The sequence below is a fragment of the Streptomyces sp. CA-250714 genome (genome assembly GCF_050936705.1).
Taxonomy (GTDB): domain Bacteria; phylum Actinomycetota; class Actinomycetes; order Streptomycetales; family Streptomycetaceae; genus Streptomyces.
In genome coordinates, this window is record NZ_JBNJMI010000002.1 from 3045242 (window position 1) to 3068823 (window position 23582).

General features: G+C 71.4%; 18 protein-coding genes and 1 tRNA gene. 8 read left to right on the forward strand and 11 right to left on the reverse strand.

The window, feature by feature from the left end:
• Window positions 1-37: 37 nt before the first annotated feature.
• From mfd to ACQEU8_RS32475, 6 genes are all read right to left on the reverse strand, one after another.
• Window positions 38-3592 carry a transcription-repair coupling factor gene (mfd, locus tag ACQEU8_RS32450; RefSeq protein WP_433107461.1) on the reverse strand — a complete coding sequence of 1185 codons (3555 nt, stop codon included), beginning with the start codon at window positions 3590-3592 and terminating at the stop codon, window positions 38-40.
• 328 nt (window positions 3593-3920) lie between these two features.
• Window positions 3921-4841, reverse strand: coding sequence for a cellulose-binding protein (locus tag ACQEU8_RS32455; protein WP_433107463.1), 921 nt, complete (start codon window positions 4839-4841; stop codon window positions 3921-3923).
• 90 nt (window positions 4842-4931) lie between these two features.
• A complete protein-coding gene (locus ACQEU8_RS32460; protein ID WP_433107465.1) occupies window positions 4932-5936 on the reverse strand; it encodes an LCP family protein in 1005 nt (334 codons plus the stop codon).
• Between the two features lie 70 nt (window positions 5937-6006).
• Window positions 6007-8445, reverse strand: a complete 2439-nt coding sequence (locus tag ACQEU8_RS32465; RefSeq protein WP_433107467.1) for an SUKH-4 family immunity protein — start codon at window positions 8443-8445, stop codon at window positions 6007-6009.
• Window positions 8446-8452: 7 nt separating this feature from the next.
• A complete protein-coding gene (locus tag ACQEU8_RS32470; RefSeq protein ID WP_433107469.1) occupies window positions 8453-9439 on the reverse strand; it encodes an SMI1/KNR4 family protein in 987 nt (328 codons plus the stop codon).
• A gap of 79 nt (window positions 9440-9518) precedes the next feature.
• Window positions 9519-10382 carry a hypothetical protein gene (locus tag ACQEU8_RS32475; protein WP_433107471.1) on the reverse strand — a complete coding sequence of 288 codons (864 nt, stop codon included), beginning with the start codon at window positions 10380-10382 and terminating at the stop codon, window positions 9519-9521.
• A 188-nt stretch (window positions 10383-10570) separates the two neighbouring features.
• Between ACQEU8_RS32475 and ACQEU8_RS32480 the strand changes: the two genes are divergently transcribed.
• Window positions 10571-11197 (forward strand): YwqJ-related putative deaminase, encoded by a 627-nt coding sequence (locus tag ACQEU8_RS32480; protein ID WP_433107473.1) that lies wholly within the window; start codon window positions 10571-10573, stop codon window positions 11195-11197.
• A complete protein-coding gene (locus ACQEU8_RS32485; RefSeq protein ID WP_433107475.1) occupies window positions 11194-11733 on the forward strand; it encodes an SUKH-3 domain-containing protein in 540 nt (179 codons plus the stop codon). Before ACQEU8_RS32480 ends, ACQEU8_RS32485 begins: the two co-directional genes overlap by 4 nt.
• Window positions 11734-11876: 143 nt before the next feature.
• Here the strand turns inward: ACQEU8_RS32485 and ACQEU8_RS32490 are convergent, their stop codons facing one another.
• A complete protein-coding gene (locus ACQEU8_RS32490) occupies window positions 11877-13451 on the reverse strand; it encodes a sensor histidine kinase (RefSeq protein WP_433107477.1) in 1575 nt (524 codons plus the stop codon).
• Between the two features lie 226 nt (window positions 13452-13677).
• On the opposite strand from ACQEU8_RS32490, the gene ACQEU8_RS32495 reads away from it, so the two are divergent.
• From ACQEU8_RS32495 to pth, 5 genes are all read left to right on the forward strand, one after another.
• Window positions 13678-13748 (forward strand) — tRNA-Gln (locus ACQEU8_RS32495).
• A 130-nt stretch (window positions 13749-13878) separates the two neighbouring features.
• Entirely contained in the window at window positions 13879-15417 is a 1539-nt protein-coding gene (glmU, locus tag ACQEU8_RS32500) for a bifunctional UDP-N-acetylglucosamine diphosphorylase/glucosamine-1-phosphate N-acetyltransferase GlmU (RefSeq protein ID WP_433107479.1), read from the forward strand.
• Window positions 15418-15562: 145 nt separating this feature from the next.
• A complete protein-coding gene (locus ACQEU8_RS32505) occupies window positions 15563-16540 on the forward strand; it encodes a ribose-phosphate diphosphokinase (protein ID WP_355450850.1) in 978 nt (325 codons plus the stop codon).
• A gap of 228 nt (window positions 16541-16768) precedes the next feature.
• Window positions 16769-17377: a 50S ribosomal protein L25/general stress protein Ctc gene (locus ACQEU8_RS32510; RefSeq protein ID WP_433107481.1), complete on the forward strand. Its 609-nt coding sequence runs from the start codon at window positions 16769-16771 to the stop codon at window positions 17375-17377.
• A 128-nt stretch (window positions 17378-17505) separates the two neighbouring features.
• On the forward strand, window positions 17506-18096 hold the full coding sequence (gene pth / locus ACQEU8_RS32515; RefSeq protein WP_433107483.1) for an aminoacyl-tRNA hydrolase: 591 nt from the start codon (window positions 17506-17508) through the stop codon (window positions 18094-18096).
• Here pth and ACQEU8_RS32520 read toward each other — a convergent pair.
• From ACQEU8_RS32520 to ACQEU8_RS32535, 4 genes are all read right to left on the reverse strand, one after another.
• Window positions 18053-20494, reverse strand: a complete 2442-nt coding sequence (locus tag ACQEU8_RS32520; RefSeq protein ID WP_433107485.1) for an MMPL family transporter — start codon at window positions 20492-20494, stop codon at window positions 18053-18055. The two genes, pth and ACQEU8_RS32520, sit on opposite strands and share 44 nt — an antisense overlap.
• Before the next feature lie 123 nt (window positions 20495-20617).
• Complete coding sequence (locus ACQEU8_RS32525) at window positions 20618-20887, reverse strand: hypothetical protein (RefSeq protein WP_433107487.1); 270 nt, start codon at window positions 20885-20887, stop codon at window positions 20618-20620.
• On the reverse strand, window positions 20884-21213 hold the full coding sequence (locus ACQEU8_RS32530; protein ID WP_433107489.1) for an ArsR/SmtB family transcription factor: 330 nt from the start codon (window positions 21211-21213) through the stop codon (window positions 20884-20886). The genes ACQEU8_RS32525 and ACQEU8_RS32530 overlap by 4 nt, the downstream gene beginning before the upstream one ends.
• Window positions 21214-21336: 123 nt before the next feature.
• The gene (locus tag ACQEU8_RS32535; protein WP_433107491.1) at window positions 21337-22542 is read right to left on the reverse strand and encodes an SUKH-4 family immunity protein; all 1206 of its coding nucleotides are present in this window, start codon (window positions 22540-22542) and stop codon (window positions 21337-21339) included.
• A gap of 137 nt (window positions 22543-22679) precedes the next feature.
• Here ACQEU8_RS32535 and ACQEU8_RS32540 point away from each other — a divergent pair, with 137 nt between their 5' ends.
• Window positions 22680-23195 (forward strand): hypothetical protein, encoded by a 516-nt coding sequence (locus ACQEU8_RS32540; RefSeq protein WP_433107493.1) that lies wholly within the window; start codon window positions 22680-22682, stop codon window positions 23193-23195.
• Window positions 23196-23582: the final 387 nt, after the last annotated feature.

A 23582-nucleotide genomic window follows, 5' to 3' on the forward strand; every position in this document is an offset into this window, starting at 1 on the left:
CGGTGTTTTCGAGCCTTCTTTTCACACTAACCGGTGACTACGCCCCTGGCACCGTCGTCAGGAACTCGCCCACCCAGGCCAGGAGTTCGCGGCCCGTCAAGGGCTTGGCGCCGATCTTGGTGGGTTTGGGGCGGGGGACCAGGATCTGGTGGGTGGCCTGCTTGATGACCGAGCCGGGGTAGAGCCGCTTGAGGCGCAGCTCCTGGGACTCCCGCAGCTCGACGGGGCTGAAGCGGACATTGTTGCCCTGGAGGGTGATGTCGGTGACCCCCGCGGAGCGGGCCAGCATCCGCAGCCCGGCAACCAGCAGCAGGTTCTCCACCGGCTCGGGCAGCGGCCCGTAGCGGTCCGTCAGTTCCTCCCGTACGGCGGCGATGTCCTCCTCCGTGTTGGCGGAGGCGATCGACCGGTAGGCCTGGAGCCGCAGCCGCTCGCCCGGTGCGTAGTCGTGCGGGACGTGCGCGTCGACCGGCAGCTCGATCTTGACCTCGAGCGGCGCTTCCTCAACCGGGCCCCCGGCCTCCAGGGCCGCGCGGTAGTCGGCGACGGCCTCGCCCACCATCCGTACGTACAGGTCGAAGCCGACCCCGGCGATGTGGCCCGACTGCTCGCCGCCGAGCAGATTGCCCGCGCCGCGGATCTCCAGGTCCTTCATCGCCACGTACATACCGGCGCCCATCTCGGTGTGCTGCGCGATGGTGGCCAGCCGCTCGTGCGCGGTCTCCGTGAGCGGCTTCTCCGGCGGGTAGAGGAAGTAGGCGTAGCCGCGGTCGCGCCCGCGTCCCACCCTGCCTCGCAGCTGGTGCAGCTGGGACAGGCCGAAGGTGTCACCGCGCTCGACGATGAGGGTGTTGGCGTTGGAGATGTCGATGCCGTTCTCCACGATCGTCGTGGAGACGAGCACATCGAACTTCTTCTCCCAGAAGTCGACGACGACCTGCTCCAGCGCCTGCTCGCTCATCTGCCCGTGCGCGACGGCGATCCGGGCCTCCGGGACGATCTGCCGCAGCCGCGCCGCGGCCCGGTCGATGGACTCGACCCGGTTGTGGATGTAGAAGACCTGCCCCTCGCGCAGCAGCTCACGGCGGATGGCCGCGCCGATCTGCTTCTCCTCGAACGGGCCGACGAAGGTGAGCACCGGGTGCCGCTCCTCCGGCGGCGTGGTGATCGTGGACATCTCGCGGATGCCGGTGACGGCCATCTCCAGCGTGCGCGGGATCGGCGTAGCGGACATGGTCAGCACGTCCACGTTGGCGCGCAGCTTCTTCAGCTGCTCCTTGTGCTCGACGCCGAACCGCTGCTCCTCGTCGACGATGACCAGGCCCAGCTCCTTGAACTTCGTCTCCGAGGAGAAGAGCCGGTGGGTGCCGATCACGACGTCGACGGTGCCGTCCCGCAGCCCGTCCAGCGTCGCCCGCGCCTCGGTGTCCGTCTGGAAGCGGGACAGCGCGCGTACGTTGACGGGGAACTGGCCGTACCGCTCGGTGAACGTCGAGAAGTGCTGCTGCACCAGCAGCGTCGTCGGCACCAGGACGGCCACCTGCTTGCCGTCCTGCACCGCCTTGAACGCGGCCCGCACGGCGATCTCCGTCTTGCCGTAGCCGACGTCGCCGCAGATCAGCCGGTCCATCGGGACCGACTTCTGCATGTCGTCCTTGACCTCGCCGATGGTGGTCAGCTGGTCCGGGGTCTCCGCGTACGGGAACGCGTCCTCCAGCTCCCGCTGCCAGGGGGTGTCCGCGCCGAACGCGTGCCCCGGCGCGGCCATCCGCGCGCTGTAGAGCTTGATCAGATCGGCGGCGATCTCCTTGACCGCCTTCTTGGCCCGCGCCTTGGTCTTCGTCCAGTCGGCGCCGCCCAGCCGGTGCAGGGTGGGCTGCTCGCCGCCCACGTACTTGGTGATCTGCTCCAGCTGGTCCGTCGGTACGAACAGCCGGTCGCCGGGCTGGCCGCGCTTGGCGGGCGCGTACTCCACCAGCAGATACTCGCGGGTGGCGCCCTGCACCGTACGCTGCACCATTTCGATGTAGCGGCCCACGCCGTGCTGCTCGTGCACGATGTAGTCGCCCGGCTGGAGCGTGAGCGGGTCGATCTGCTTGCGGCGGCGCGCCGGCATCCGGGTGCCGTCCTTGCCCGCCGCCTTCTGGCCCGACAGATCCGTCTCCGTCAGCACCGCGAGCTTGAGGCCGGGGGCGACGAAACCGTTGTCGAGGGAACCGCACGCCACATGCACCAGCGAGGGGTCCAGCGCCAGCTCGGGCCCGGCCAGCCGCGCGGGCACGCCCTCCCCGCCGAGCACCTCGACGGTACGGGCAGCGGGCCCGTGCGCCTCGGTGACGTACACGCACCGCCAGCCCTCGGCCAGCCAGCCCTTGGTGTCGGCGAGCGCGCGGGCCGTGTCACCGCGGTACGACTCGGGGGCACGCAGACCGAGCTGGAGGGTGTCCCCGTCGTCCTCGGCCTCGGCGTCCGCGGCGAACTGGCTGACCGTCCACCACATCATCCCCAGCTCACGGGCGTGCTCGCGGACCTCGGCGATGCCGCGCAGCGAGGCCGCGCCCACGTCGATGGGGGCCTTGGCGCCATCGCCGTCACCCGCGCCGGCCGTCGCCGCCCAGGACGCCTGGAGGAACTCCTGGCTGGTCGCCACCAGGTCCGCGGCGCGGGTACGCACCCGCTCCGGGTCGCACACCACGGTCATGGCGCCCGCCGGCAGCACGTCCAGCAGCAGCTCCATCTCGTCCACCAGCACCGGGGCCAGCGACTCCATGCCCTCGACCGCGATCCCCTCGGCGATCTTGCCGAGCAGTTCGTGCAGCTCCGGGTGGACCTCGGCCAGCTCCGCGGCGCGCCGCCGCACCTCGGGCGTCAGCAGCAGCTCGCGGCACGGCGGCGCCCACAGCCCGTGCTCCGCGATCTCCAGAGAGCGCTGGTCGGCGACCTTGAAGTAGCGGATCTCCTCCACCTCGTCGCCCCAGAACTCCACCCGGACGGGGTGCTCCTCGGTGGGCGGGAAGACGTCCAGGATGCCGCCGCGTACCGCGAAGTCGCCGCGCTTCTCCACCAGCTCCACGCGCGCGTACGCGGCAGCCGCCAGCGCGTCGACCGTCTCCTCCAGATCGGCGCTCTGCCCCTGCTTGAGCGATACGGGCACCAGTTCGCCCAGCCCCTTGACCTGCGGCTGGAGCACCGAACGGATCGGGGCGACGACGACCGAGACCGGGCCGGTGGCCGGGTCCGCCGGGTCCGGGTGCGCCAGCCTGCGCAGTACGGCGAGACGGCGGCCGACCGTGTCGGAGCGCGGGCTGAGCCGCTCGTGCGGCAGCGTCTCCCACGACGGGTACTCGACGACGCCCTCCTCCGGGAGGAGCGAGCGCAGCGCGGCCCCCAGGTCCTCGGCCTCCCGGCCGGTCGCCGTCACCGCCAGCACCGGCCGCCCGGCCGAGCGGGCCAGCGCCGCGACGGCGAAGGGTCGGGCCGCCGCCGGGCCGACGATGTCGACGTGGTGCCGGTTGCCGTCGGCGGCGGCCTTGACGGCCTCCTCCAGCGCGGGGTCCTTGGTGACGGCATCGAGCAGACCGTGCAGGCTCATGAGGGCTTCGCTTTCGGCTTTCCGTCCGGGGGCGCGCTTCGCCGCGCTGGGCGCGCACGACGAAGAGCCCGGCTCGCAAGCGAGCCGGGTCCCTTTCAGGGTACGCCGCACCGGTGACACCCCCGCCCGGCCGCGGGGCGGGCCCGGCCGCTACGGGCCTCCCTCACCGTTGTGCCCACGGCGGCGCGCCCCACCAGGCGGGCGCCGCCCTCAGCTGCGGGTGCGGTGATCTCGCGTCTGCGGGCCTGTTGTGCCCACCCGTTCCGCCCTTGGCGGAACAGATGCCCACAACAGGGCTGGTGGGCCGGACCCGAGACGCGGCGGCCCCTCAGTCTGTTGTGGGCACGGACTGTTGGGCCGGGAGGGCGGGGTCTTCCGGGGTGCGGCCGGTGAGGGCGGCGAGCGACGAGCGGACGTGCGCCATGTGCTGCCGCAGCTCCTCGGCCCGCTCCGCGTGCTCCCGCAGCACCCGCTCGGTCTCCCGCTCGATCGCCTCCGCCCGCACCCTGGCCTCCGCGATCAGCTCGGCGCCGCGCGCCTCCGCGTCCTCCTGCCGGTGCCGCGCCGCCTCCTCGGCCTCGGCGTGCTCCCGCTTGGCGTCGGCGAGGGCCCGCTGGCCGCGTTCCTCCAGCTCGGCGGCGTACGCCAGGAAGTCGGCCTCCTTCTTGGCCAGCTCCCGGTCGGTGGCGTCCGCCTCCGCGGCCTGCTCCTTCTCCTGTTCGGCGAGGAGCGCCGCGCACCTGCGGGACATCTCCCGCAGCGCTTCGGCCGCCTCCTGGCTGATCGTCTCGGCCTGCGTCCGTGCCTCGGCGCGCAGCTCGTCGGCGCGGTCCTGGGCGGCGTCGAGGGTCCTGACGGCGGCGGCCTCGGCGTCCGCGCGACGGCGGGCGGCCGCCTCACGGGCCGCGTCGCGTACGTCGCGCGCCTCTTCCTCCGCGCGTTCGGTCAGCTGTTGCGCCTCGGTCTCGGCCGCCGTCCGTACGTCGGCGGCCTCGGACTCGGCGGTGGCCAGGAGCCCCTGGGCACGCGGACCGAGCGCTTCATAGGTCTGCGGGGGCAGTGCGGCGGCGACACCGCGCAGCCGTTCCCCTTCCTCGGCCAGCTCCTGCGCGAGCTGGGTGAGCTGCGCGGTGCGGTGCCAGGCGGCCTCGCGTTCCGCGTTCAGCTCGGTCACGCGGACGTCGACCTGTTCGGGCCGGTACCCACGGCCCCGGACGACCGTGAAGCCGTGCGGCGACGACGCACTCATATCGAGCCCCTTATCTCGGCAATCCCGTCACTCTCTGCGATCTCGTCGATCCCCACGATCACGTACGAGACCGGCCCGCCCCAGGATGCGCTATTTGACGGGTGTTGCCGTAATCGGCACATCCTGCCGCAACTGATGAAAAAGAGAACGTGACCCGGATGGCTCCCAAGCGACCACACTTCCGGCCCCTGGGACGCTGAGCCCGGGGTTCGCCACCGGGACGGTCGTAGTGCCCCCGTCCCCCTCTGTCAGCCGCCTGATCTTCCAGCCCATTCGTGTGAGTGACAGCGTCGTGCTCCCCTTGTCGACGGTGACCGCGTCCAGGGCGGAGCCCAGGAACGGGAAGAACCGGAACGGGTTACCCAGGGTGGCCGGGCCCGTCCCCTCCTGCACGAGGGCGCTCAGCAGCTGGCGCTGCCGCTTGACCCGGCCGAGGTCGCCTTCCGGGTCGCTGTAGCGGGCCCGGACGAACGCCAGTGCCTGCTCTCCGTCGAGGGTCTGACAGCCGCGGTGCAGATCGGCGCCGGACTTCTCGTCGCGCAGCGGCTTGGTAAGGCAGATCCGTACGCCGTCCAGGGCGTCGACGACGCGGGTGAAGCCGAGGAAGTCGATCTCCGCGTAGTGGTCGAGGCGCAGCCCGGTGGCCTGTTCGACGGTGCGGGTGAGCAGCTTCGGACCGCCGCGCGCATACGCGGAGTTGATCTTCCCGCGGCCGTGCCCGGGCACCGTGACGTACGAGTCGCGCGGAATGCTCACCAGATACGGGCCCGACTCGCCGTGGTGCAGCACCATCACCGTGTCGGTGTTGCGCCGACCGCCCCCGCCGACGTGCAGTTCCTCGCGCTGCCGAGGGCTGAGGTCGGCGCGGGTGTCGGTGCCGATGATCAGCCAGTTGGTGCCCTTCCCCTGGGTCGGCCTGCCCGGGTAGTCGACGAGCGCCGTGGTGTGCCGTACCCGGCTCTCCGCCCAGCCGTAAGTGCCGGCGAGCGCGGCGGCGCAGGCGAGCAGCAGCACGAGGAACACGAGCAGGGCGACCCGCCACCATCTGCGGCGCCGTCCGCCGCCGCGGTGCAGGGTGCTGCTCTCCCCGTACATGACCCGAGGGTCCCGCACAGTACGCCCGTCGGCACGCCGGCACGGCCCGTCCGCCGGACCCCGGGGACGGCTAGAACAGACCGTCCCACATCTGTTCGAGCAACACCGACCACCAGTTCTCCGGCGAAGCCAAAGCCGCGGCGTCCAGGGCGGCGAGCTGGGTCTGGAAGTCGACGGTCCAGCGGCCGGCCTGGTCGGGTGTCAGCCCGAACCGCAGCCGCCACATCCGCCCCAGCATGGCCATGCACCGCACGAACTCCGGCAGTCCGGTGTTCACGAACTGCGGAGGTGCGGGCTGTCCGCCGGGCCCCGCCTCCAGCGGCACGGCGACGATGTTCGCCGTGCCGTACTGCACACACAGCTGGCGGCCGAAGTCCGTCCCCATCACCAGATACGACCCGGCGTCGGAGGCCGGCTGCACGCCGCGCTCCTGGGCCAGCTCGGCCAGGGTCGGCACGGGGCGGTTGGGCTGAGCCTGGCCCCAGAAGAAGGGGCTCATGTCGATGGGCACGCCCGCCCAGACGAGGGTCTGCGCCACGATGTCGGGCACACCCGCGCGGGAGACGGCGCGCTGGTCGAAGCGGAAGACGCCCTGCGGGCCGAACGCCTGCATGAGCTCCTGCCCGATGGCGTCGGGCGGGATCGGCGGGGCCGGCGGAATCTGGCCGGGCGGCGGCAGCGGCATCCGGTTGGGCGCCGGCCGCGCGGGCCCGTCGGCGACCTGGTGCAGCTCGCCCTGATGCTCGATCAGATGGCGCATGCCCTGCTGCCGGGAGGCGTGGTCGGTGCCGTACGAGGCGGTGTGGCTGATCCGCACCTGCGGCCAGTTCTCCCGGATCATGCGGGCGCAGTAGCCGCCGGGCAGATCGCAGGACTCCAGCTCGGTGTGGAGCTCGACGACCTGCTGCGGGGGCACGTTCATGGCCCGCAGTTCGTGCAGCAGCTGCCACTCCGGGTGCGGGGTGCCCGGCGCGGAGCGGCGGATGAGCTGCTGCTCGGAGCCGTCGGGCGCGCGGTAGCGGAGTACGGCCATATAGCCGGGGCCGACCGTGGGCTGGCCCGGCTGCGGCTGCGGGGCACCGGGCGGCGGCGCGCCGACGCCGGGCCCCATGGCGGGAGCGGGAGCGCCGGGCGGGGGCGCGCCGGGGGCGCCGGGCGGCGGGGTGCCGGGAGGAACGCCGGGTGCGCCGGGAGGCATGGGCGCGGTGGGGCCGCCGACGCCGGGGCCCGCGAGCATCGTCGCCGCCTGGTGCACGCCGCCGCCGGCTCCGCCGGTTCCGCCGGGGGGCGGGGTGGCGGGGCCGCCGGGCGCGTCCACCTTCGGCTGCTGGCCGCTCTGGTTGATCTGTTCGGCGAGTTCGTCGGCCGAGACCATCTGCGTCGGCACATAGCCACCGCCGGCCCCGCCGGGGGCGGCCGGAGCACCGGGTGCACCGGGCGTTCCCGGTGCTCCGGGTGCTCCGGGTGCGGAGGGCGGCGGCGGGGTGCCGGGCCCGCCCGCGCCGGAGCGGGAGCCGGGGGCGGCCGGGGCGCCAGGGGTGCCCGGGGCACCGGGCGGCGGAGGCACGGAGGGGCCCGTACCCCGGGACGCGGGCCGCGCGGGGGCGGCACCGCGCGGGGCACGGCTGGTGGAGGCATCCGAGATGTCGTCGGCGCCAGGGGATCCGGGGGCGCCCGGCATCTGGAGGCCGCCCTGGGAGGGGTCGGCCAGCATGGTGGCGGCGTGATGCACCCCGCCACCGCCGCCCGTACCGCTGTCGCCGGGCGCACCGCTCTGGGGCGGCGGCATCTGCGGCGGCTGCGACTGCTCCGGGCCCGGCGCCTGCGGCTGCGGCGGCGGGAAGTCGGCGTTCGCGGGGGCGTCGACCGCGGGGGCCACCGTCGTCCTGGGCAGCGCGCTGCCCTCGGGCAGCAGCGCGGTACGCGCCTCCGAGCCGGGCGGCGGCGGGGTGTCGTCCTCGTCGCTGCCCATGAGCGGCGGCGCGAACACCGTCGCGGGCGGGGCCTGCGCCTCACCGCTTCCGGCGCCGCCGGTGTCGGCGCCGTCCCAGGGGCTGGCTCCGGTGGAGTTCCCGCCGGACGATTCCCCGACGGAGGCGGCGGGAGCGACCGGCGGCGGCGTGTCCGCGCGGCGGTCCGGGATGCCCATCTTGTCGGCCGCCTGCTGGAGCCACTCGGGCGGCGTCAGCAGGAACGAGGTCGCCTCCAGGTCGAGCCGCTGCTGGGGCGGCGGGGGCGTCGCGGCCGGTTCCTCGCCGTACTCCTCCTCGTAACGGCGGATGACCTCGCCCACCGGCAGCGCGGGCCACAGCGTCGTCTCCCCGCTGTCGCGGGCGATGACCAGCCGGGCGTTGCCGCCGTCCGAGGCCGGTCCGCCCTCGCGGTCCTCGGCCCAGGCCACGAAGCCCAGGTCGAACTCGCGTACGCGCACCTCGCGGTGCTGGTATCCGGGTACGTCACCGTTGACCCAGCGCTCGGCGCGCTCCTGGGCCTGCGCCAAGGTCACCATCGCGCTCTCACCTCTCCAACGGGACGGCGCGGGCGAAGCCGCCGTCCACCATCAGGTTCGCCACGGTCTCCAGCTCCGGCGGGTTCCCGGCCAGCCGCAGCAGGAACTCGTCGAAGTCCGCGCCGCACGGCCGCAACAGCCGCTCCACCCGCTCCTGGACCTGCATGCCGTCGGAGTCCCTGGCGTCGTCGTACGCGCAGAACCACACCGAGCCGGGCGCCTCGCCCCTCACCTTCACGGCGATCAGCCCGCCCTGCACGAAGCCGACCCCGAGGTAGTCCTTGGTGAGGTGGTCGCGCAGACACTTGTTGATGTAGACGAGGTCGTTGACGGCCGCGTCGTCGCGCACCGTGAAGAACGGCTGGTCCACCAGCAGACCCAGCTCCGCGTCGAGCGCGACGCCCTGCGGGGCGCAGCCGCCGGCGACCTTCAGAAAGGTCCGGTAGGCGCCGGGCAGCCGATAGCCCAGCCGCTCCTCGATGTCCACGACCTGCCGCTCGCTCACCGCCGACTCGGGGCCGTGCGGGACGGCGAAGTGCGCGGGGCGGGTCTCCTGGAGGGGACGCGTACCGGTCTTCTCGTGGTCGACGGCCGCCGTCGTCAGCCCGCCGTGGTGCCGCAGCAGCGCCTTGACCTCGACCGGGACGAGTTCCATCCGGCGGCTGTGCGGTACGTGGTGCCATGTCCAGCCGTGCGGGGTCGCCACGGGCGGGAGGTCCGCCCACAGCTCGTGCCCCTCGGCGTGCAGCGCGGCGTTGGCCGACACGTAGTCCGTCAGGCGCAGTTCGTCGCCGCCGAAGCCCTCCGGGGGCTCCGCGATCTCCGCGGCCGCCCGGGCGTACGCGGAGAAGTCCGGGAACCCGCTGTGGTCGACCCGCACCCCCTGTGGGTAGCGGGCCGCCCTGACGGGATCCGGAAAGCTCACGACCTGCCCGGCGTACGCCCGGTTCGGTGGCGCGGCGGCGGCTTGCTCCCCAAGCCGACCTGTCGTCATGGCGTTGGCTCCCTGCTGCTTCTGGCTGGTACCGAACAGCCTATGCGGTACGCCGGCAGGCAGACACCGGCCCTGGTGATCAGGGCTTCGCCGCGGCGGCTTCCAGCTTCGCCAACTGCTTGTCCACCAGCTGCTTCGGCGCCTCGGCCCGCTTGCCGGTCAGCGAGGTGGACATGAAGGTCATGGTGTTGGCACCGGAACGGACAACCGTCACGGAAATCCCGGAGGGCTTCTTTTCGGCACTCCCCATGGTGAACCGCACCGAATCGTCCCCCAGCCCTGGCGAGGCCTCCGGCTCGACGATCACCTTGTCCTTATCCCCGTCGCTGTCCGATGTGTCGACGATCTCCGGGCACTTATGGGTCGCGGTCTTCAGGTTCCCCACGAACGTCTTGGCGTCGCCCGGCTGATAGGCGGAGAGCAGCACCTGGTGGACGGTGCTCTGGGTGCTGAACTGCCCCTTGCCGCCCTTGATCAGGCTGGCGGCCACCCAGGCGAGGCGCTTCTGCTCGGAGTCCTTGCTGAAGAGGTCGATCAGCGGGCGGCACTCCTCGCCGGCCTGCGGCGGATTGTCGTCGAGCGCCGACTTGCTGTGCTGCACCCGATAGCCCGGTGCTTCCTTGGCGGTGAGCAGCGCGGAACGCAACTGCTGCGGGCTCAGCGGCTTTGCGGACCCCTTGTCGGGCTTGTCGGATTCGCCGCCCTTGTCGTTGCCGCCGCCGGAGCCGTTGTCCTCGCCGCTCTTTCCGTCGTCCGCTCCGCCGCCCTTGCCGCCGTCGTTCTTACCGCTGCTGCTGCTCTTGTCGCTGCTCTTGCTGCCCTTGTCGCTGTCTCCGCCACTGTCGCAGGCGGTGAGCGGCAGCAGCAGCGCGGGCAGTGCGGCGGCCGCCGCGAGCGTGTGGCGCAGCGGATGGGAACGCGTGCGCCTCGTCGTGCGGGTCATGAACATCCCTCTCAGTCGCGGAGTTGGCCATCATCCGCTGACCTCCGGGGCCCCACAAGGCACTCTTCACCGCACCATCACCACCGCCACAATTCCATGACATCACCGGCGGAATGATCGACTCATGCGCCACACTGCATACTTGGGCGAGCCCCGGCGCAGAGGGGACACTCTGGGAGGAAGCTCCATTGCACACGGCACCACAGGCGCATACACCGCGGCAACAGGAAGCACCGCAGGCGCAGCACGGCTCGTACAACAGCGGCGACCCGCGCATCGGCTGGATAGCCGCAGTCGACTCCCTCAGCGCCACCGCACCTGTTCTGCTGCAGCGCCGTGATGGCATTCTGCCCGCCGTCGCCGCCGCGCTGTCCATCCGGGGTGAGACCCTCACCTGCACCGGCAGCAAGGGTGAGCGTCCGCCGTCCCACCACCCACTGGTGCAGGACTTCCTGGACACCCTCACCACCGAGCGCCGCTCCCGCCAGACGGGCCGCTGCCCCGAGGCCGTACTGCTGTCGCGCTATCTGACCGCCACCGAGGCCGCCCGCGCGGACAAGCGCAACGGACGCAGAACCGGCAGGGGCGGCAGGGGGACAGTCGGCAAGGCGTCCCGCACCGCGAAGGCGCCCAAGCCACTCACGCTCAGCGAGGCGAAGCGCGCCCTCAAGCACGCCAAGCTCACCGCCCGCCGTATCCGCGAGGACGGCGACCCGCTGCACGGCAGCTACGCGCCACCGTGCCGCTCCTGCGTGGCGCTGCTGGCCCACTTCGGAGTGCGGGCCGTCGACCCGGCACAGGAGAGCGCGCAGTGACCACCCGTTTCCCCGTCGCCGTCGACGACCCGCTGCGCAACGCCGGGTGGGAGCCCGGCCGGTGGGACATCCGGCAGGCCGAACAGTGGGCCGACACCCTGCGCGGCCATGTCTCGACCGGCGGCCACCGGCACGCGGTCTTCCCCGCCGCCGTCGAGGTGTGGGCCGAGTTCGGCGCCCTGCACATCGTTCCCACCGGCCCCGGCCGCCACATCGCGCCCTCACCCGTGTACATCGACCCGCTCCCCGGGCTGTACGCGGCACGCACCTTCTCCGATCTGGGCCGCGCACTCGGCACCCAGGTCTGCCCGATCGGCATCGAGGGCGAGGACGAGGCTCTGCTGGCCATCGACGCCGAGCGCCGGGTCTACAGCATCGACCCGACCGGCGACTGGTATCTGGGCACGGACTTCGACTCCGCGCTCTCGGCACTGCTGATGGGCCTGGTCCCGGCCAGACTGAGCGCCAACCCGCCACCGCCCGTTCCCCAACAGGAGAGCGCCGGACCCGAGGGGCTCACGGACGCGCGTACGTGACGATCGCGCGCATGTGACGATCGCGCGTACGTGACGGTCGCGCGTACGTGACGGTCGAGGACGAGGGGGGTTCGTGGGTGCGTGCGGAGGGCTTACGGACGCGCGTAGGAGTACGGACGCGCGTAGCAGATGGACGCGGAAGCTCACGGACGCGCGTAGGGGATGATCGCCGAGACGCGGAAGCCGCCCGCGTCCGTCGGCCCGGAGACGAAGCCGCCGCCGAGTGCCGTCACCCGCTCCCGCATGCCGACCAGGCCGTTGCCGCCGCTGGGCAGGCCCGCGTCGGCCGCGCCGTCGGCGGCCGGATCGTTCTCGACCTGGAGCGCGACCTCGGCCGCGCGATGTGCGACCCGCACCCGGGTGGCCGCGCCCGCAGCGTGCTTGTGCACATTGGTCAGCGCCTCCTGCACCACCCGGTAGGCGGTCTGCTGCACGGGCGGCGGACAGTCGTGGTCGGGGCTCCCCTCGACGCTGAGCTCCACCGACATCCCCGCGGCACGCGACTGTCCGACCAGCACGTCGAGCTGCGCGAGGGAGGGGGTGCCGGAGGACGCCGCGTTCTGGCCGGTACGCAGCGCGCCGTCCTGCGTATCCGGGTGCGCCCCCTCTTTCCTGGCGTCCGCGGCACCTCCGCTCACCCGCCCGGCGGCCGCCGAGGCGAACTCGGCCAGCCGCGAGGGCACCTCGGCGGCACCGTCACCGGACTGCGGGGCGACGGGAGCGTCGGACGTACTGGAGGCGCCGGAAGCACCGGATGCACCGGGACCGGAGGAGGCAGCGGGAGCACCGGAGGCCGCGGGGACATCGGACGCGGGCGCTTCGGTGGCGAGACCGGCCCGCTGCACCCTCTCCGCCCGCTTGTCCCCCTTCTCCGCTCGCTCCGCCTTCTCGGCCTTCTCCGTTTCGCCGGCCCGCAGCACTCCCAGCATGGTGCGCAGTTCGTTGAGTGCCTGGCGGCCCATGTCGCCCACCAGCGCGGCGTTCCTGGCGGCCTTCTCCGGGTCCTTGAGCGCCACCGCCTGGAGCGCCGCCGCGTGCACCACCATCAGGCTCACCCGGTGTGCCACCACGTCGTGCATCTCCCGCGCGATGCGGGTGCGCTCCTCGTTGCGCGCCCACTCGGCACGCTCCTCAGCCCGGTCGGCCAGCAGCGACAGCTCGCGTTCCAGGCCGTCGGCGCGCTCCCGCAGTGACTCCACGAGCCGCCGCCGCGCCCCCACGTACAGACCGGCCAGCACGGGCGGCGCCGTCACACCGATCGACATCAGGACCGAGACGAGGGGGACGAACCAGGCCGAGGGGTTGAAGTCGGGGTCCTGCCCGATGCTCTGCTCCAGCCGGAAGGTGGTGATCACCAGCATGCCGATGGCGGCCATGGAGGCCAGCAGCCCGGTGATCCGTCGCGGCACCTCGGTCGCGGCGAGCGTGTAGAGGCCGACGACACTGAGGAAGGTGCCCATTTCAGCCGGTATGACGGCGATGGCGACCAGGACGACGGCGATCGGCCAGCGGCGGCGCAGCACCAGCGTCGCCCCCGCGATGGCGCCCAGCAGTACCGCGAGCGGTCCGGGGATCCCCGTCTCCTGCGCGAAGCCCTGCCCCTGGATGGCGCACTCGGCGGCGGAGGCCGCGCCCAGGGCGATATCGAGCACCGCACTCCGTGGTCTCTCCCACCACCACGGCCCGCCCCGCGTACGGTTTTCCCCCGTCTCGGTCATACCGACCACCCTACGACCGCACGCCGCCACCTTGTCCTGCCGATCCCCGGAACATCCCATTCCGCTCTTTCGTCCGTGACCGGACGGTTTCACTGGGCAACTTGGAGGGCGGCGCGAGGGACAACACCCCCTGCCCGCTCACCATTACCGTCGCGTGCGGGGCTGATCGTGCGGCATAGTATGGGGTGCCCGATCAGCCGGAGCGGCATATCGGACATACAGTTAATCCCGGGTCGACTAAGGGCAAGTCAGCGGTTTTTGGTGCCGTCGATGGGGGTTCGAATCCCTCCCCGGGAGCCCATCCTCCCCTTACACGGGTCCCCCCTTCCCCGCCGCCGCTGCCACGCGCACCCGGTCGGCGCCGCCGTGCGCCGACCCACCGGTATCCTGCGGGATGCACCCACCCCCGAAGCCGAAGGGCACACCCGTGAGCGTCACTCGCCCGGCAGCCGTCGTCGTTCTCGCAGCGGGTGAGGGCACCCGCATGAAGTCGGCGACCCCCAAGGTCCTGCACGAGATCTGCGGCCGTTCCCTGGTCGGCCATGTGGTGAACGCCGCGCAGGCGCTGGATCCGGAGCAGCTGGTCGTGGTCGTCGGGCACGCGAGGGAGAAGGTCACCGCGCATCTGGCGCAGCTGGACGCCGGTATCCGTACCGCCGTGCAATACGAGCAGAACGGCACGGGGCACGCGGTCCGGATGGCGCTGGAAGAGCTGGGTGGCGAAGGACCCGCGGGGACGGTTCTGGTGACCTGTGGCGACACCCCGCTGCTGACCGGTACGACGTTGCAGCAGCTGGCCGACACCCATGTCGCGGACGGCAACGCCGTCACCGTACTGACGGCCGAGGTCCCGGACGCGACGGGGTACGGCCGCATCGTGCGGGAGAGCGGCGGCGGCGCGGTCACCGCGATCGTGGAACACAAGGACGCCAGCGAGGAGCAGCGCGCCATCCGGGAGATCAACTCGGGGGTGTTCGCCTTCGACGGCCGGCTGCTGGCACAGGCGCTCGGCAAGGTCCGTACGGACAACAGCCAGGGCGAGGAGTACCTCACCGACGTGCTCGGCATCCTGCGGGAGGCCGGTCACCGGGTGGGCGCCGCCGTGGCGGGCGACCACCGGGAGATCGCGGGCATCAACAACCGCGTGCAGTTGGCCGAGGCCCGCCGGATGCTGAACGGCCGGCTGGTGGAGGACGCGATGCTGGCGGGGGTCACGGTCGTCGACCCGGCCACCACATGGCTGGATGTCGACGTGACCTACGAGCCGGACGCCATGGTCCACCCGGGCACCCAGCTGCTCGGCCGCACCCATCTGGGCGCGGACAGCGAGGTGGGGCCGAACACCCGGCTGACGGACACCCGGGTTGGCGAGGGCGCGACGGTCAGCAACACCGTCGCGCAGGGCGCGGAGATCGGCGAGGGCGCCTCGGTCGGCCCGTACACCTATCTGCGCCCCGGCACCCGGCTGGGCCGCAAGGTGAAGGCCGGCAGCTACGTGGAGATGAAGAACGCCGAGATCGGCGAGGGCACCAAGGTGCCGCACCTCTCCTACGTGGGTGACGCGGTGATCGGCGAACACAGCAACATCGGCGCAGCGAGCGTGTTCGTGAACTACGACGGTGAGAGCAAGCACACCACGACGGTCGGCTCCCACTGCCGGATGGGAGCGGACAACATGTATGTGGCTCCTGTCACGGTCGGGGACGGTGCCTACAGCGCCGCCGGGTCCGTGATCACCAAGGATGTGCCGCCCGGCTCGCTGGCCGTGGCGCGCGGCCAGCAGCGCAACATCGAGGGCTGGGTGGCCCGTAAACGCCCGGGCAGCGCGTCGGCGCAGGCCGCTCAGGCGGCCCAGGAGGAGCAGGCGGAGGGCGGCCGGGAGGCGGCGGATCCGTCCTCGAACGCGTCCGAAACCACCCGTTCCGCGAAGGGCGCGGCCGGGCAGGTTCCAGCCGAGGAGGGTTAAGACCGGGTATCCGGTTGTATGACGCGGGGCGTACGGTTATGGAGAGCCTGATTGGCCATGCGGCCGAAAACCGACGCCGCCCCGCTATCCGACGCCGCCCCCCGCTGAGCCGCCGTGCGGCGCACCACACAGGGAGACAACAGCAGTGACCGGGATCAAGACGACCGGCGAGAAGAAGCTCATGCTCTTCTCCGGCCGCGCCCACCCCGAACTCGCCGAAGAGGTCGCCAAGCAGCTCGGTATCGGCGTGGTCCCGACCAAGGCTTTCGACTTCGCGAACGGTGAGATCTACGTCCGCTTCCAGGAGTCGGCGCGCGGCGCCGACTGCTTCCTCATGCAGAGCCACACGGCTCCCATCAACAAGTGGATCATGGAGCAGCTCATCATGATCGACGCGTTGAAGCGGGCGTCGGCGCGGAGCATCACCGTGATCGTCCCGTTCTACGGCTACGCCCGGCAGGACAAGAAGCACCGCGGGCGCGAGCCGATCTCCGCGCGGCTGATGGCGGACATGTTCCAGTGCGCGGGCGCGGACCGCATCCTCACCGTGGACCTGCACACCGACCAGATCCAGGGCTTCTTCGACGGCCCGGTCGACCACCTGTTCGCCCTGCCGCTGCTGGCGGACTACGTGGCGGCCAAGACCGACCGCGACAAGCTCACGGTCGTCTCCCCCGACGCCGGCCGGGTCCGGGTGGCCGACCGCTGGGCCGACCGGCTCGGTGCCCCGCTGGCCATCGTCCACAAGCGCCGTGACCCGGACGTGGCGAACCAGGTGACCGTGCACGAGGTCGTCGGTGATGTGAAGGGCCGGGTCTGCGTCCTGGTCGACGACATGATCGACACCGGCGGCACCATCTGCGCCGCCGCTGACGCGCTGTTCGCGAACGGCGCCGAGGACGTCATCGTCACGGCGACGCACGGCGTGCTCTCCGGCCCGGCCGCCGACCGGCTGAAGAACTCCAAGGTCAGCGAGTTCGTCTTCACCAACACGCTGCCCACCCCGGGGGAGCTGGAGCTCGACAAGATCACGGTGCTGTCGATGGCGCCGACGATCGCCCGCGCGGTGCGCGAGGTGTTCGAGGACGGCTCGGTGACCAGCCTCTTCGACGAACAGGCGTAGCTCACGGGCGCGCCCACCAGCTGATCGATTGATCGATTTCCGGCCGGCCTCCCCCGCCGCGTAGACTCTGCGAGTCGCTCGGCGAGGGAGGCCGGTCCGTTTCCGTACGTACGTCTTGTGCATACGGACCGGATGCTCCGTTATCGACGCGCGCTCTTCGTAGCAGGTCCGTCGGGACCGAGTGGCACCGCACACATCCGTACCACCGTCGCTTACGAGGAGCGCAGCATGGCTGACGTCAACATCAGCGCGACCATCCGCAACGAGTTCGGCAAGGGCTCGGCCCGCCGGCTCCGCCGCGAGGAGAAGGTCCCCGCCGTCATCTACGGTCACGGCGCCGAGCCCGTCCACGTGGCCCTGCCCAGCTACGACATGATGATGGCGCTCAAGGCCCCCAACGTCCTGATCCACCTGGACGTCGAGGGCAAGAAGGAGCTCGTCATCCCCAAGGCCGTCCAGCGTGAGGCCATCCGCGGCTTCCTGGTCCACATCGACCTGCTGACGGTCAAGCGCGGCGAGAAGGTCCAGGTCGAGATCCCGATCCACATCGAGGGCGAGCTGGCCCCTGGCCAGAACCTGATCGAGCACGTCTACAACTCGCTGCCGGTCGAGGCCGAGGCCACCCACATCCCCGAGTCGGTCACCGTCTCCGTCGACGGTCTGGACGTCGGCGACCAGATCCTGGCCAAGGACATCGCCCTGCCCAGCGGCACCACGCTGGCCATCGAGGGCGACGAGACCGTCATCCAGATCCTCGCGGCGCAGGCGGAGGAGCCCTCCGCCGAGGCCGAGGAGGGCGTCGCGGGCGAGGCCCCGGCTGCCGAGGCCGGCGAGTAACACCCGCGCACTCCCGCGTTCCGTGAGTCTGGGACGGGCCGGCCCCCGGCCCGTCCCGGGCTCGCGGGCCGGGGGCCCCGGAGGGACCGGCGAAGCCGGGAGACCATCTGACGACCGGAGGACCACCCATGTCGGCCACCACCCCGTGGCTCATCGCCGGACTCGGCAACCCGGGCCCCGACTACGCCGGCAACCGGCACAACGTGGGCTTCATGGTCGCGGACCTGCTCGCCAGCCGGATGGGCAGCAAGTTCAAGTCCCACAAGGCGGCCCGCGCCCAGGTGGTCGAGGGCCGTATCGGCATCCCCGGCACCACCAGCACCCGCGTGGTGCTCGCCAAACCGATGGCGTACATGAACGTCTCGGGCGGCCCCGTCAAGGCGCTGCTGGACTTCTACGGCATCGGCGCCGACCACCTCGTCGTCGTCCACGACGAGCTCGACATCGACTACGGCACCCTCCGCCTCAAGTTCGGCGGCGGCGACAACGGCCACAACGGACTCAAGTCCCTCACCAAGGTGCTCGGCCGCGACTACTACCGCGTCCGCTTCGGCGTCGGCCGCCCCCCTGGCCGCATGCAGGTCGCCGACTACGTACTCAAGGACTTCTCCTCGGCGGAGCGCAAGGAACTCGACTACTTCGTCGACCGCACAGCCGACGCGTGCGAGTCCCTGATCATCGACGGCCTGGAACGGGCCCAGAGCACGTACAACAGCTGACACTTGGGCTCACGGCCGGGCCTCGTCGGAGCGGGGGCGGCAGCCGCCAGGCATGTTCGCCGAGCAGGGACATCACGGCCGGCAGCAGTACACCGCGTACGACGGTCGCGTCGATGAGGATGGCCGAGGCCATACCGAGGCCCAGCATCTTGTACTCGATGGCGGACAGGGTGAGGAAGACCGAGAAGACGCCGATCATGATGAGCGCCGCTCCGCTGACGACGCCGGCGCTCGCGGCAATCCCGCCGACGACCGCATCGCGCGGCCGCGCACCCGCGAGCCATCGCTCCCTGACCCGGCTGAGGATGAAGATGTGGTAGTCCATGCTGAGGCCGAACAGAATGATGAACATGAACAACGGCAGCCAACTGACCACGCCGCCGTAGGAGTTGAACCCCAGCAGTGATTCCAGGTTGCCGTCCTGGAAGACCCAGGCCAGCACTCCGTACGCGGCGCCGATGGACAGCAGATTGAGCAGGATCGACGCCAGCGGGATGGTCCACGACCGGAACACCACCATGAGCAGCAGAAACGCCAGCCCCAGGATGAAGGCGAAGACGACCGGGGTCCGGCTGTTCACCCGCTCCGCGAAGTCGTGCGGCATGGCGGTCTTGCCCGCGACGGCGTACTCGACGCCCTCCACCTCGCCGAAAGCGGCCGGCAGCGCCTGATCGCGCAGCGTCGCCAGAGCGCGGTCCGCGGCAGGATCGGTGACGGCGCCCGCGAGCGGCACCCGTACCACCATCGCGTCACCGACCGGCACGGCGGTGATCGGCTCCCGCAGCGCCCCGCCGCTGTCGGCGGCCTGCTGGTGCAGCTCGGCGATCGACTCCCGTATCCGGGGGGTGTCGGCCGACGCGCCGTCCGTACGGTCGATGACGACCCGCGCCGCGGTGGCCGACCCCGGAAACTGCTCCTGCATATCCGTCGCCGCGTCGACCGCCGCCGAGACACCCGGGGGCAGGCTGGCCGTGACGGCGGCGTCCTGCAGCCGGATCCCGAGCGCGGGCAGCGCCATGACCAGCAGCGCAACGGCCGCCGACGCTCCGGCGATCAGCGGCCGCCGCACGACAGCGCCCGCGACCCGGCCCCAGAAGTGCGACTCCTGTGCCGCGATCCTGCGCCTGCCCAGCCAGGGAATGCGGGCCTTGTCGACGCGGTCGCCGAGTGCGGCCAGCAGCGCGGGCAGCACCGTCACCGAACCCAGCACCGCCAGGCCGACCACCAGGACCGTTCCAGCGGTCAGTCCCTTGAAGACGTCCACGCCGGTGAGCAGCAGCCCGGTCATACAGACCATCACGGTCAGTCCGGAGGCCACGACCGCATGGCCCGAGGTGCGTGCCGTGATGCGCAGTGCCTCGCGTACCGAGTGTCCGGCTGCCCGTTCCTCGCGCACCCGGCGCAGCGAGAACAGCGAGTAGTCGATGCCCACCGCCATGCCGATCAGCAGCACGATGGAGGAGGCGGCGCTGTTGAACGGCACCCAGTGACTGACCAGTTGCAGCAGTCCGAACGCGGCCGCCACAGTGGTCGCCGACAGGAGCAGAGGTATCCCCGCAGCGATCAGCGAGCCGAAGACTGCCAGCAGGACCAGGAGAGTGATCGGCAGGGAGGTCATCTCCGCACGCTTGAAGTCGTCCTTGATTCCCTCGTCGACCGCCTGGGAGAGACTACGGTCGCCCGCCTGGGCGAGCCGTACGTCCGGGTGGCGCTCCCCTACCTGCTCCACGGCCTTGACGGCAGCCGCGTAGTGCTTCTCGAACCGCTCGTCAGGCCCGGCCACTTCGAAGGTCACCAGTCCGGAGCTGCCGTCCTTCGATATCCAGCGCCGGCCCTGCCCCTCCAGTGGGGAGCCGAGGTCACGCACCGCGCCCGGCGCCCGGCGCAGCTCGGCCACCAGGTCCTCGGTGGCCGCGCGCAGTTCGGGGTCGGCTGCGAACTCCCGTTTGCCGTCGGCAGCACGGGACTGGAGCAGCACGTTCTCCCGGATGGAGTCACCGCTGCGCTGGGCTTCCACCAGCTGCTGGGCGCGACCGGCCTCACCGGGGTCGACCGAGCGGGCCGCCTCACCCGTCAACGGAATGCTGGACAGTACGGCGAGTACGACCAGCACCAGCCACCCGGTGATCGCCAGGGTGGGGTGGCGGGTGGACCACACCGCCACCGCCTCGATCACTCCCCGGCGCTTCGGCGGGACCGTCCCCGAGCCGGGCGGGACGCGCTCGCCGCCCGCGTCGTCCGCAGGGTCCGCGCTGCGGTTGTCCGAAGGGTGCGCACTGCCGTCGTCCGCGGGGTCTGCGCTGCGGTCGTCCGGGTCCGCGCTGCCGTCCGCAGTGCCGGTACTGCCCGCGGCAGTGCTGTCGGGTGGGCTGTGGACAGACTTGCTTTTGGGCAGCATGAGCTGCTCTCCTCTTTCTCGGTGGAGTGTTCCTGCGCAAACTCGCCCGCGGCGAGGTGGTTCGGCTCCGCGTTGCCCGGGCCGTCGAGTTGCAGCTCGACGGCCCGGGGTGTGTTCACGGGGCTACTCGACGTCCTTGAGGACCCGTTCGATCGTGTCGGTTCGGTTCCGCAGGTCGGAGACCTGGCTGCCGATCTCGGTCAGTTGCTGCTCGATCCGCTGCTGTCTGTCGGCAGCGGCTTCGGCGAGCTTCTTGTACTCGCTCTCCCGGGCCAGCTGAGTCCTGGCCCGCCGCCCGGCGCCGATCTGCCAAATTGCTGTGACGACCACGGCGATGAGCAGAGTGAACATGCCGATGGTGCCTATGACTTCCTGCCACTCGTGCTCGTTCAACGCGGTGTTCCCTTCTCGATGGTCAGCGTCTCGGCGGCGCTCGCCAGGAGTTCCGGAGTCAGGTGGACCGAGAACGGGTTCACCTCGTAGAACTTCATTGCCTTTCCGTCCTCCGACAGCTCCAGCTGGGAGGAGACCAGACCGGCCGCCTCCAGCTTCTTGAGATGGACCTGGAGCAGCGCCCTGCTGATGTCGAGCTCGCGCGCCAGCCGGCTCACGTAGTTCCGCCCGCCCGCGAGAGCCGCTACGACGCGCACGCGGTGCGGGTTGGACAAGGTGGCCAGCACCCGCACCAGGTCGTCGCCCGTCGGCGTGGGGTCTCTCATCGCACCATCCAGCACCAGCAGCCGCAGCAGTACATGCAAAAAAACATTAGCAGGTGCCTGTAGGCATTGGCTGGCGACGGAACCCTGAGCGAACCCTGATATGCGTCAGGCGCAACCTCGGGATCAGAGCAGGCCGCCGGTGTGGTCGTCGTTCTCCATCTGGGGCCACGAGTGCCACTCGGTGGCCCAGGCTGCGGGGTCGACGGCTTCCACCAGGCAGGCCACGCGGCACTCCAGAAGGTGTTTCGGGGAGTAGACGTGCCAGGGTGCGGGCCGGCCGCCCGCGCCGATGTCCCAGCGGGCCCAGGCGTGATGGGCCTGCTGGTAGGTCCAGCAGGCCAGCAGCAGGGCCGACAGATCCTGGTGGAGGTAGGCGGCGGGGCTGCCACGGTCGAACCAGTCGGGGAGTTCCACCCGGCCAGTGGCGCCGTCCAGGGCGAGCGCGAGGTCCCATGTCCACCAGCCGAGGGCGAAGAAGTCGCGCTGGTAGGCGCGGGTGGGCAGTTCGGCGTCGGGCTCGAAGTAGTGCGGGTGGGCCTCTCCCATGGTGCGCAGCGGACCGTCCGTGACGGTGAACAAGTCCGCGACGCGGGGCAGCCCGATCCCGGTGAGCAGCCGGCGGGTGGGCGCGTGGGTGAGGCCGACGGGCAACTCGTCGTCGGTGAACCGGCGTACGGCTCCGTCTTCGGCGAGCTGCTCGACCATCTCCGGCTCGATCTCGTACGCGAGCTCCCCCGGCGCGCCCGGTCGCGCCGCCCGGTGCAGGGTGCGTACGAGCAGCGCGGTGCCCCAGTGCGCGGGCTCGCGGACCGGCTCCTCCGCGTCGTACAGCTGGTACAGCCGCGGGTCGGCACGGCGCAGCCGCCGCGCGGTCTCCTCGCGGATCCGCGCCAGGGCGGCCAGCCCGCGCTGCTGACCTGGTGGTACGGGATCGCGGGGGCTACCGGAGACGGCCTCGATCTCGCGGATCAGCGCGGCCAGTTCGGGCAGGCCGGAGGCGATCAGGTCATGGCACAGGTCATCGCCCTCCCAGGCGACCAGGTGCACTCCGCCTCCGTCGCCGTCGAGGACCAGCCTGGCCTCCCAGTGGTCGGTGCGGCCGAGGACGAGGAGCTGTCCGTCGAGCGCGACGGGCGCGTCGGCCGACAGTACGTCCTCGGTGAGGGGCGGCAGTTGTCCCGCACGGATGCTGGTGAAGTCCAGTTCGGCGGCCTGTTCGGGCAGGCCCACCTCGGTGAGGAAGCGTCTGCTCGGCTCGTGCCGCAAAGTCCCGGGCAGCGCTGCCGCCTCCAGCCGGCGCCACGGACGTGTGCGCGGGTCCGCTGCCATGTCATCCCCCTCAACTCCGGAACCGCGAGCAGTCTGCACCGACGCACCGGAGGACGCGATTCCGATAGTGACCCAAGCCTGCACAAGCCGGTCAGCGGAGGTTGACCGACTACCGTCAAGTGGCCAGGATCTCCGCCATGCCTTCACGAGCCGCACAGACGAAGAACAGGCGCAGCCGGATGCGGCGGCTCGGCGAGAGCGCCTACGGGATGCTGCTGCTGGCGCGGGCCGGGCTGATGGCGCTGATCGCGCTGGTGCTGGTGGTGGCCGGGGTGTGGACCTCATGGGACACCGCGACCACCGCCATGACGGGGAACGAGCGCGGCACCGTCACCGTCAAGAAGTGCGGGGACGACGAGTGCACCGGGACGTTTCTGAACGAGAAGACGTCGAAGCACGAGAAGGTGACCGTCTCCGAGTTCGTCTCCGGCGGCAAGGGCGAGACGCTCGACGTGGCCGTACAGCCCGGCACGGACCACGTCGTACGGACCGGACCCGCCGGCGTCATGTACGCCTGGGTGCCACTGGGCGGCGCCCTGCTACTGGCCTCACTGGTCATCGCGGGCGGCCTGCGCATGCGGAAGACCGCCCTGCTCACCGGCGTGTGCGGGGCCCTGATCATGGGCAGCGCCTGGGCGCTGCTCAGTTTCTGACGTCCCGAAGAAGGCCCGGGTGCACCGGGGCGCCCGGCGCGGTGCGGGTACAGACGAGGATTGCGGTGCCCCAGTGTGCGGCTGCGCCATCGTCCTGACCGCCCTCATGGACGAGAGACAGCTCAGTCGCGGTTGTTGAACTGGAACTCCTCAATAGTGACGGGGAGTTCCGCGACGGATTCGCCGTCCGGCATGGGGTGCCGTGGCGCGCCGTCGGAGTCCGGGCCCTCGGCCCAGTGGACCTTCCAGGTCAGATAGGCCTTGAGGATGGCCTCGCCCTTGGCAGTGGCGTAGCTGTGGCTGTGGCTGTGGCTGTGGCTGTGGCTGTGGCTGTGGCTGTGGCTGTGGCTGTGGCTGACAACAGAATGTCACTGACCTTCGTGAAGT

Bases quoted from the DNA above. Each gene is read 5' to 3' on its own strand.
- ACQEU8_RS32465 (WP_433107467.1), bottom strand. From the start codon at position 8,445: ATGGTGACCTTGGCGCAGGCCCAGGAGCGCGCCGAGCGCTGGGTCAAC.
- ACQEU8_RS32510 (WP_433107481.1), top strand. From the start codon at position 16,769: ATGGCTGACGTCAACATCAGCGCGACCATCCGCAACGAGTTCGGCAAG.
- ACQEU8_RS32455 (WP_433107463.1), bottom strand. From the start codon at position 4,841: ATGAGTGCGTCGTCGCCGCACGGCTTCACGGTCGTCCGGGGCCGTGGG.
- ACQEU8_RS32530 (WP_433107489.1), bottom strand. From the start codon at position 21,213: ATGAGAGACCCCACGCCGACGGGCGACGACCTGGTGCGGGTGCTGGCC.
- ACQEU8_RS32490 (WP_433107477.1), bottom strand. From the start codon at position 13,451: ATGACCGAGACGGGGGAAAACCGTACGCGGGGCGGGCCGTGGTGGTGG.
- ACQEU8_RS32540 (WP_433107493.1), top strand. From the start codon at position 22,680: ATGCCTTCACGAGCCGCACAGACGAAGAACAGGCGCAGCCGGATGCGG.
- mfd (WP_433107461.1), bottom strand. From the start codon at position 3,592: ATGAGCCTGCACGGTCTGCTCGATGCCGTCACCAAGGACCCCGCGCTG.
- ACQEU8_RS32470 (WP_433107469.1), bottom strand. From the start codon at position 9,439: ATGACGACAGGTCGGCTTGGGGAGCAAGCCGCCGCCGCGCCACCGAAC.
- ACQEU8_RS32535 (WP_433107491.1), bottom strand. From the start codon at position 22,542: ATGGCAGCGGACCCGCGCACACGTCCGTGGCGCCGGCTGGAGGCGGCA.
- ACQEU8_RS32475 (WP_433107471.1), bottom strand. From the start codon at position 10,382: ATGACCCGCACGACGAGGCGCACGCGTTCCCATCCGCTGCGCCACACG.
- ACQEU8_RS32520 (WP_433107485.1), bottom strand. From the start codon at position 20,494: ATGCTGCCCAAAAGCAAGTCTGTCCACAGCCCACCCGACAGCACTGCC.
- ACQEU8_RS32460 (WP_433107465.1), bottom strand. From the start codon at position 5,936: ATGTACGGGGAGAGCAGCACCCTGCACCGCGGCGGCGGACGGCGCCGC.
- pth (WP_433107483.1), top strand. From the start codon at position 17,506: ATGTCGGCCACCACCCCGTGGCTCATCGCCGGACTCGGCAACCCGGGC.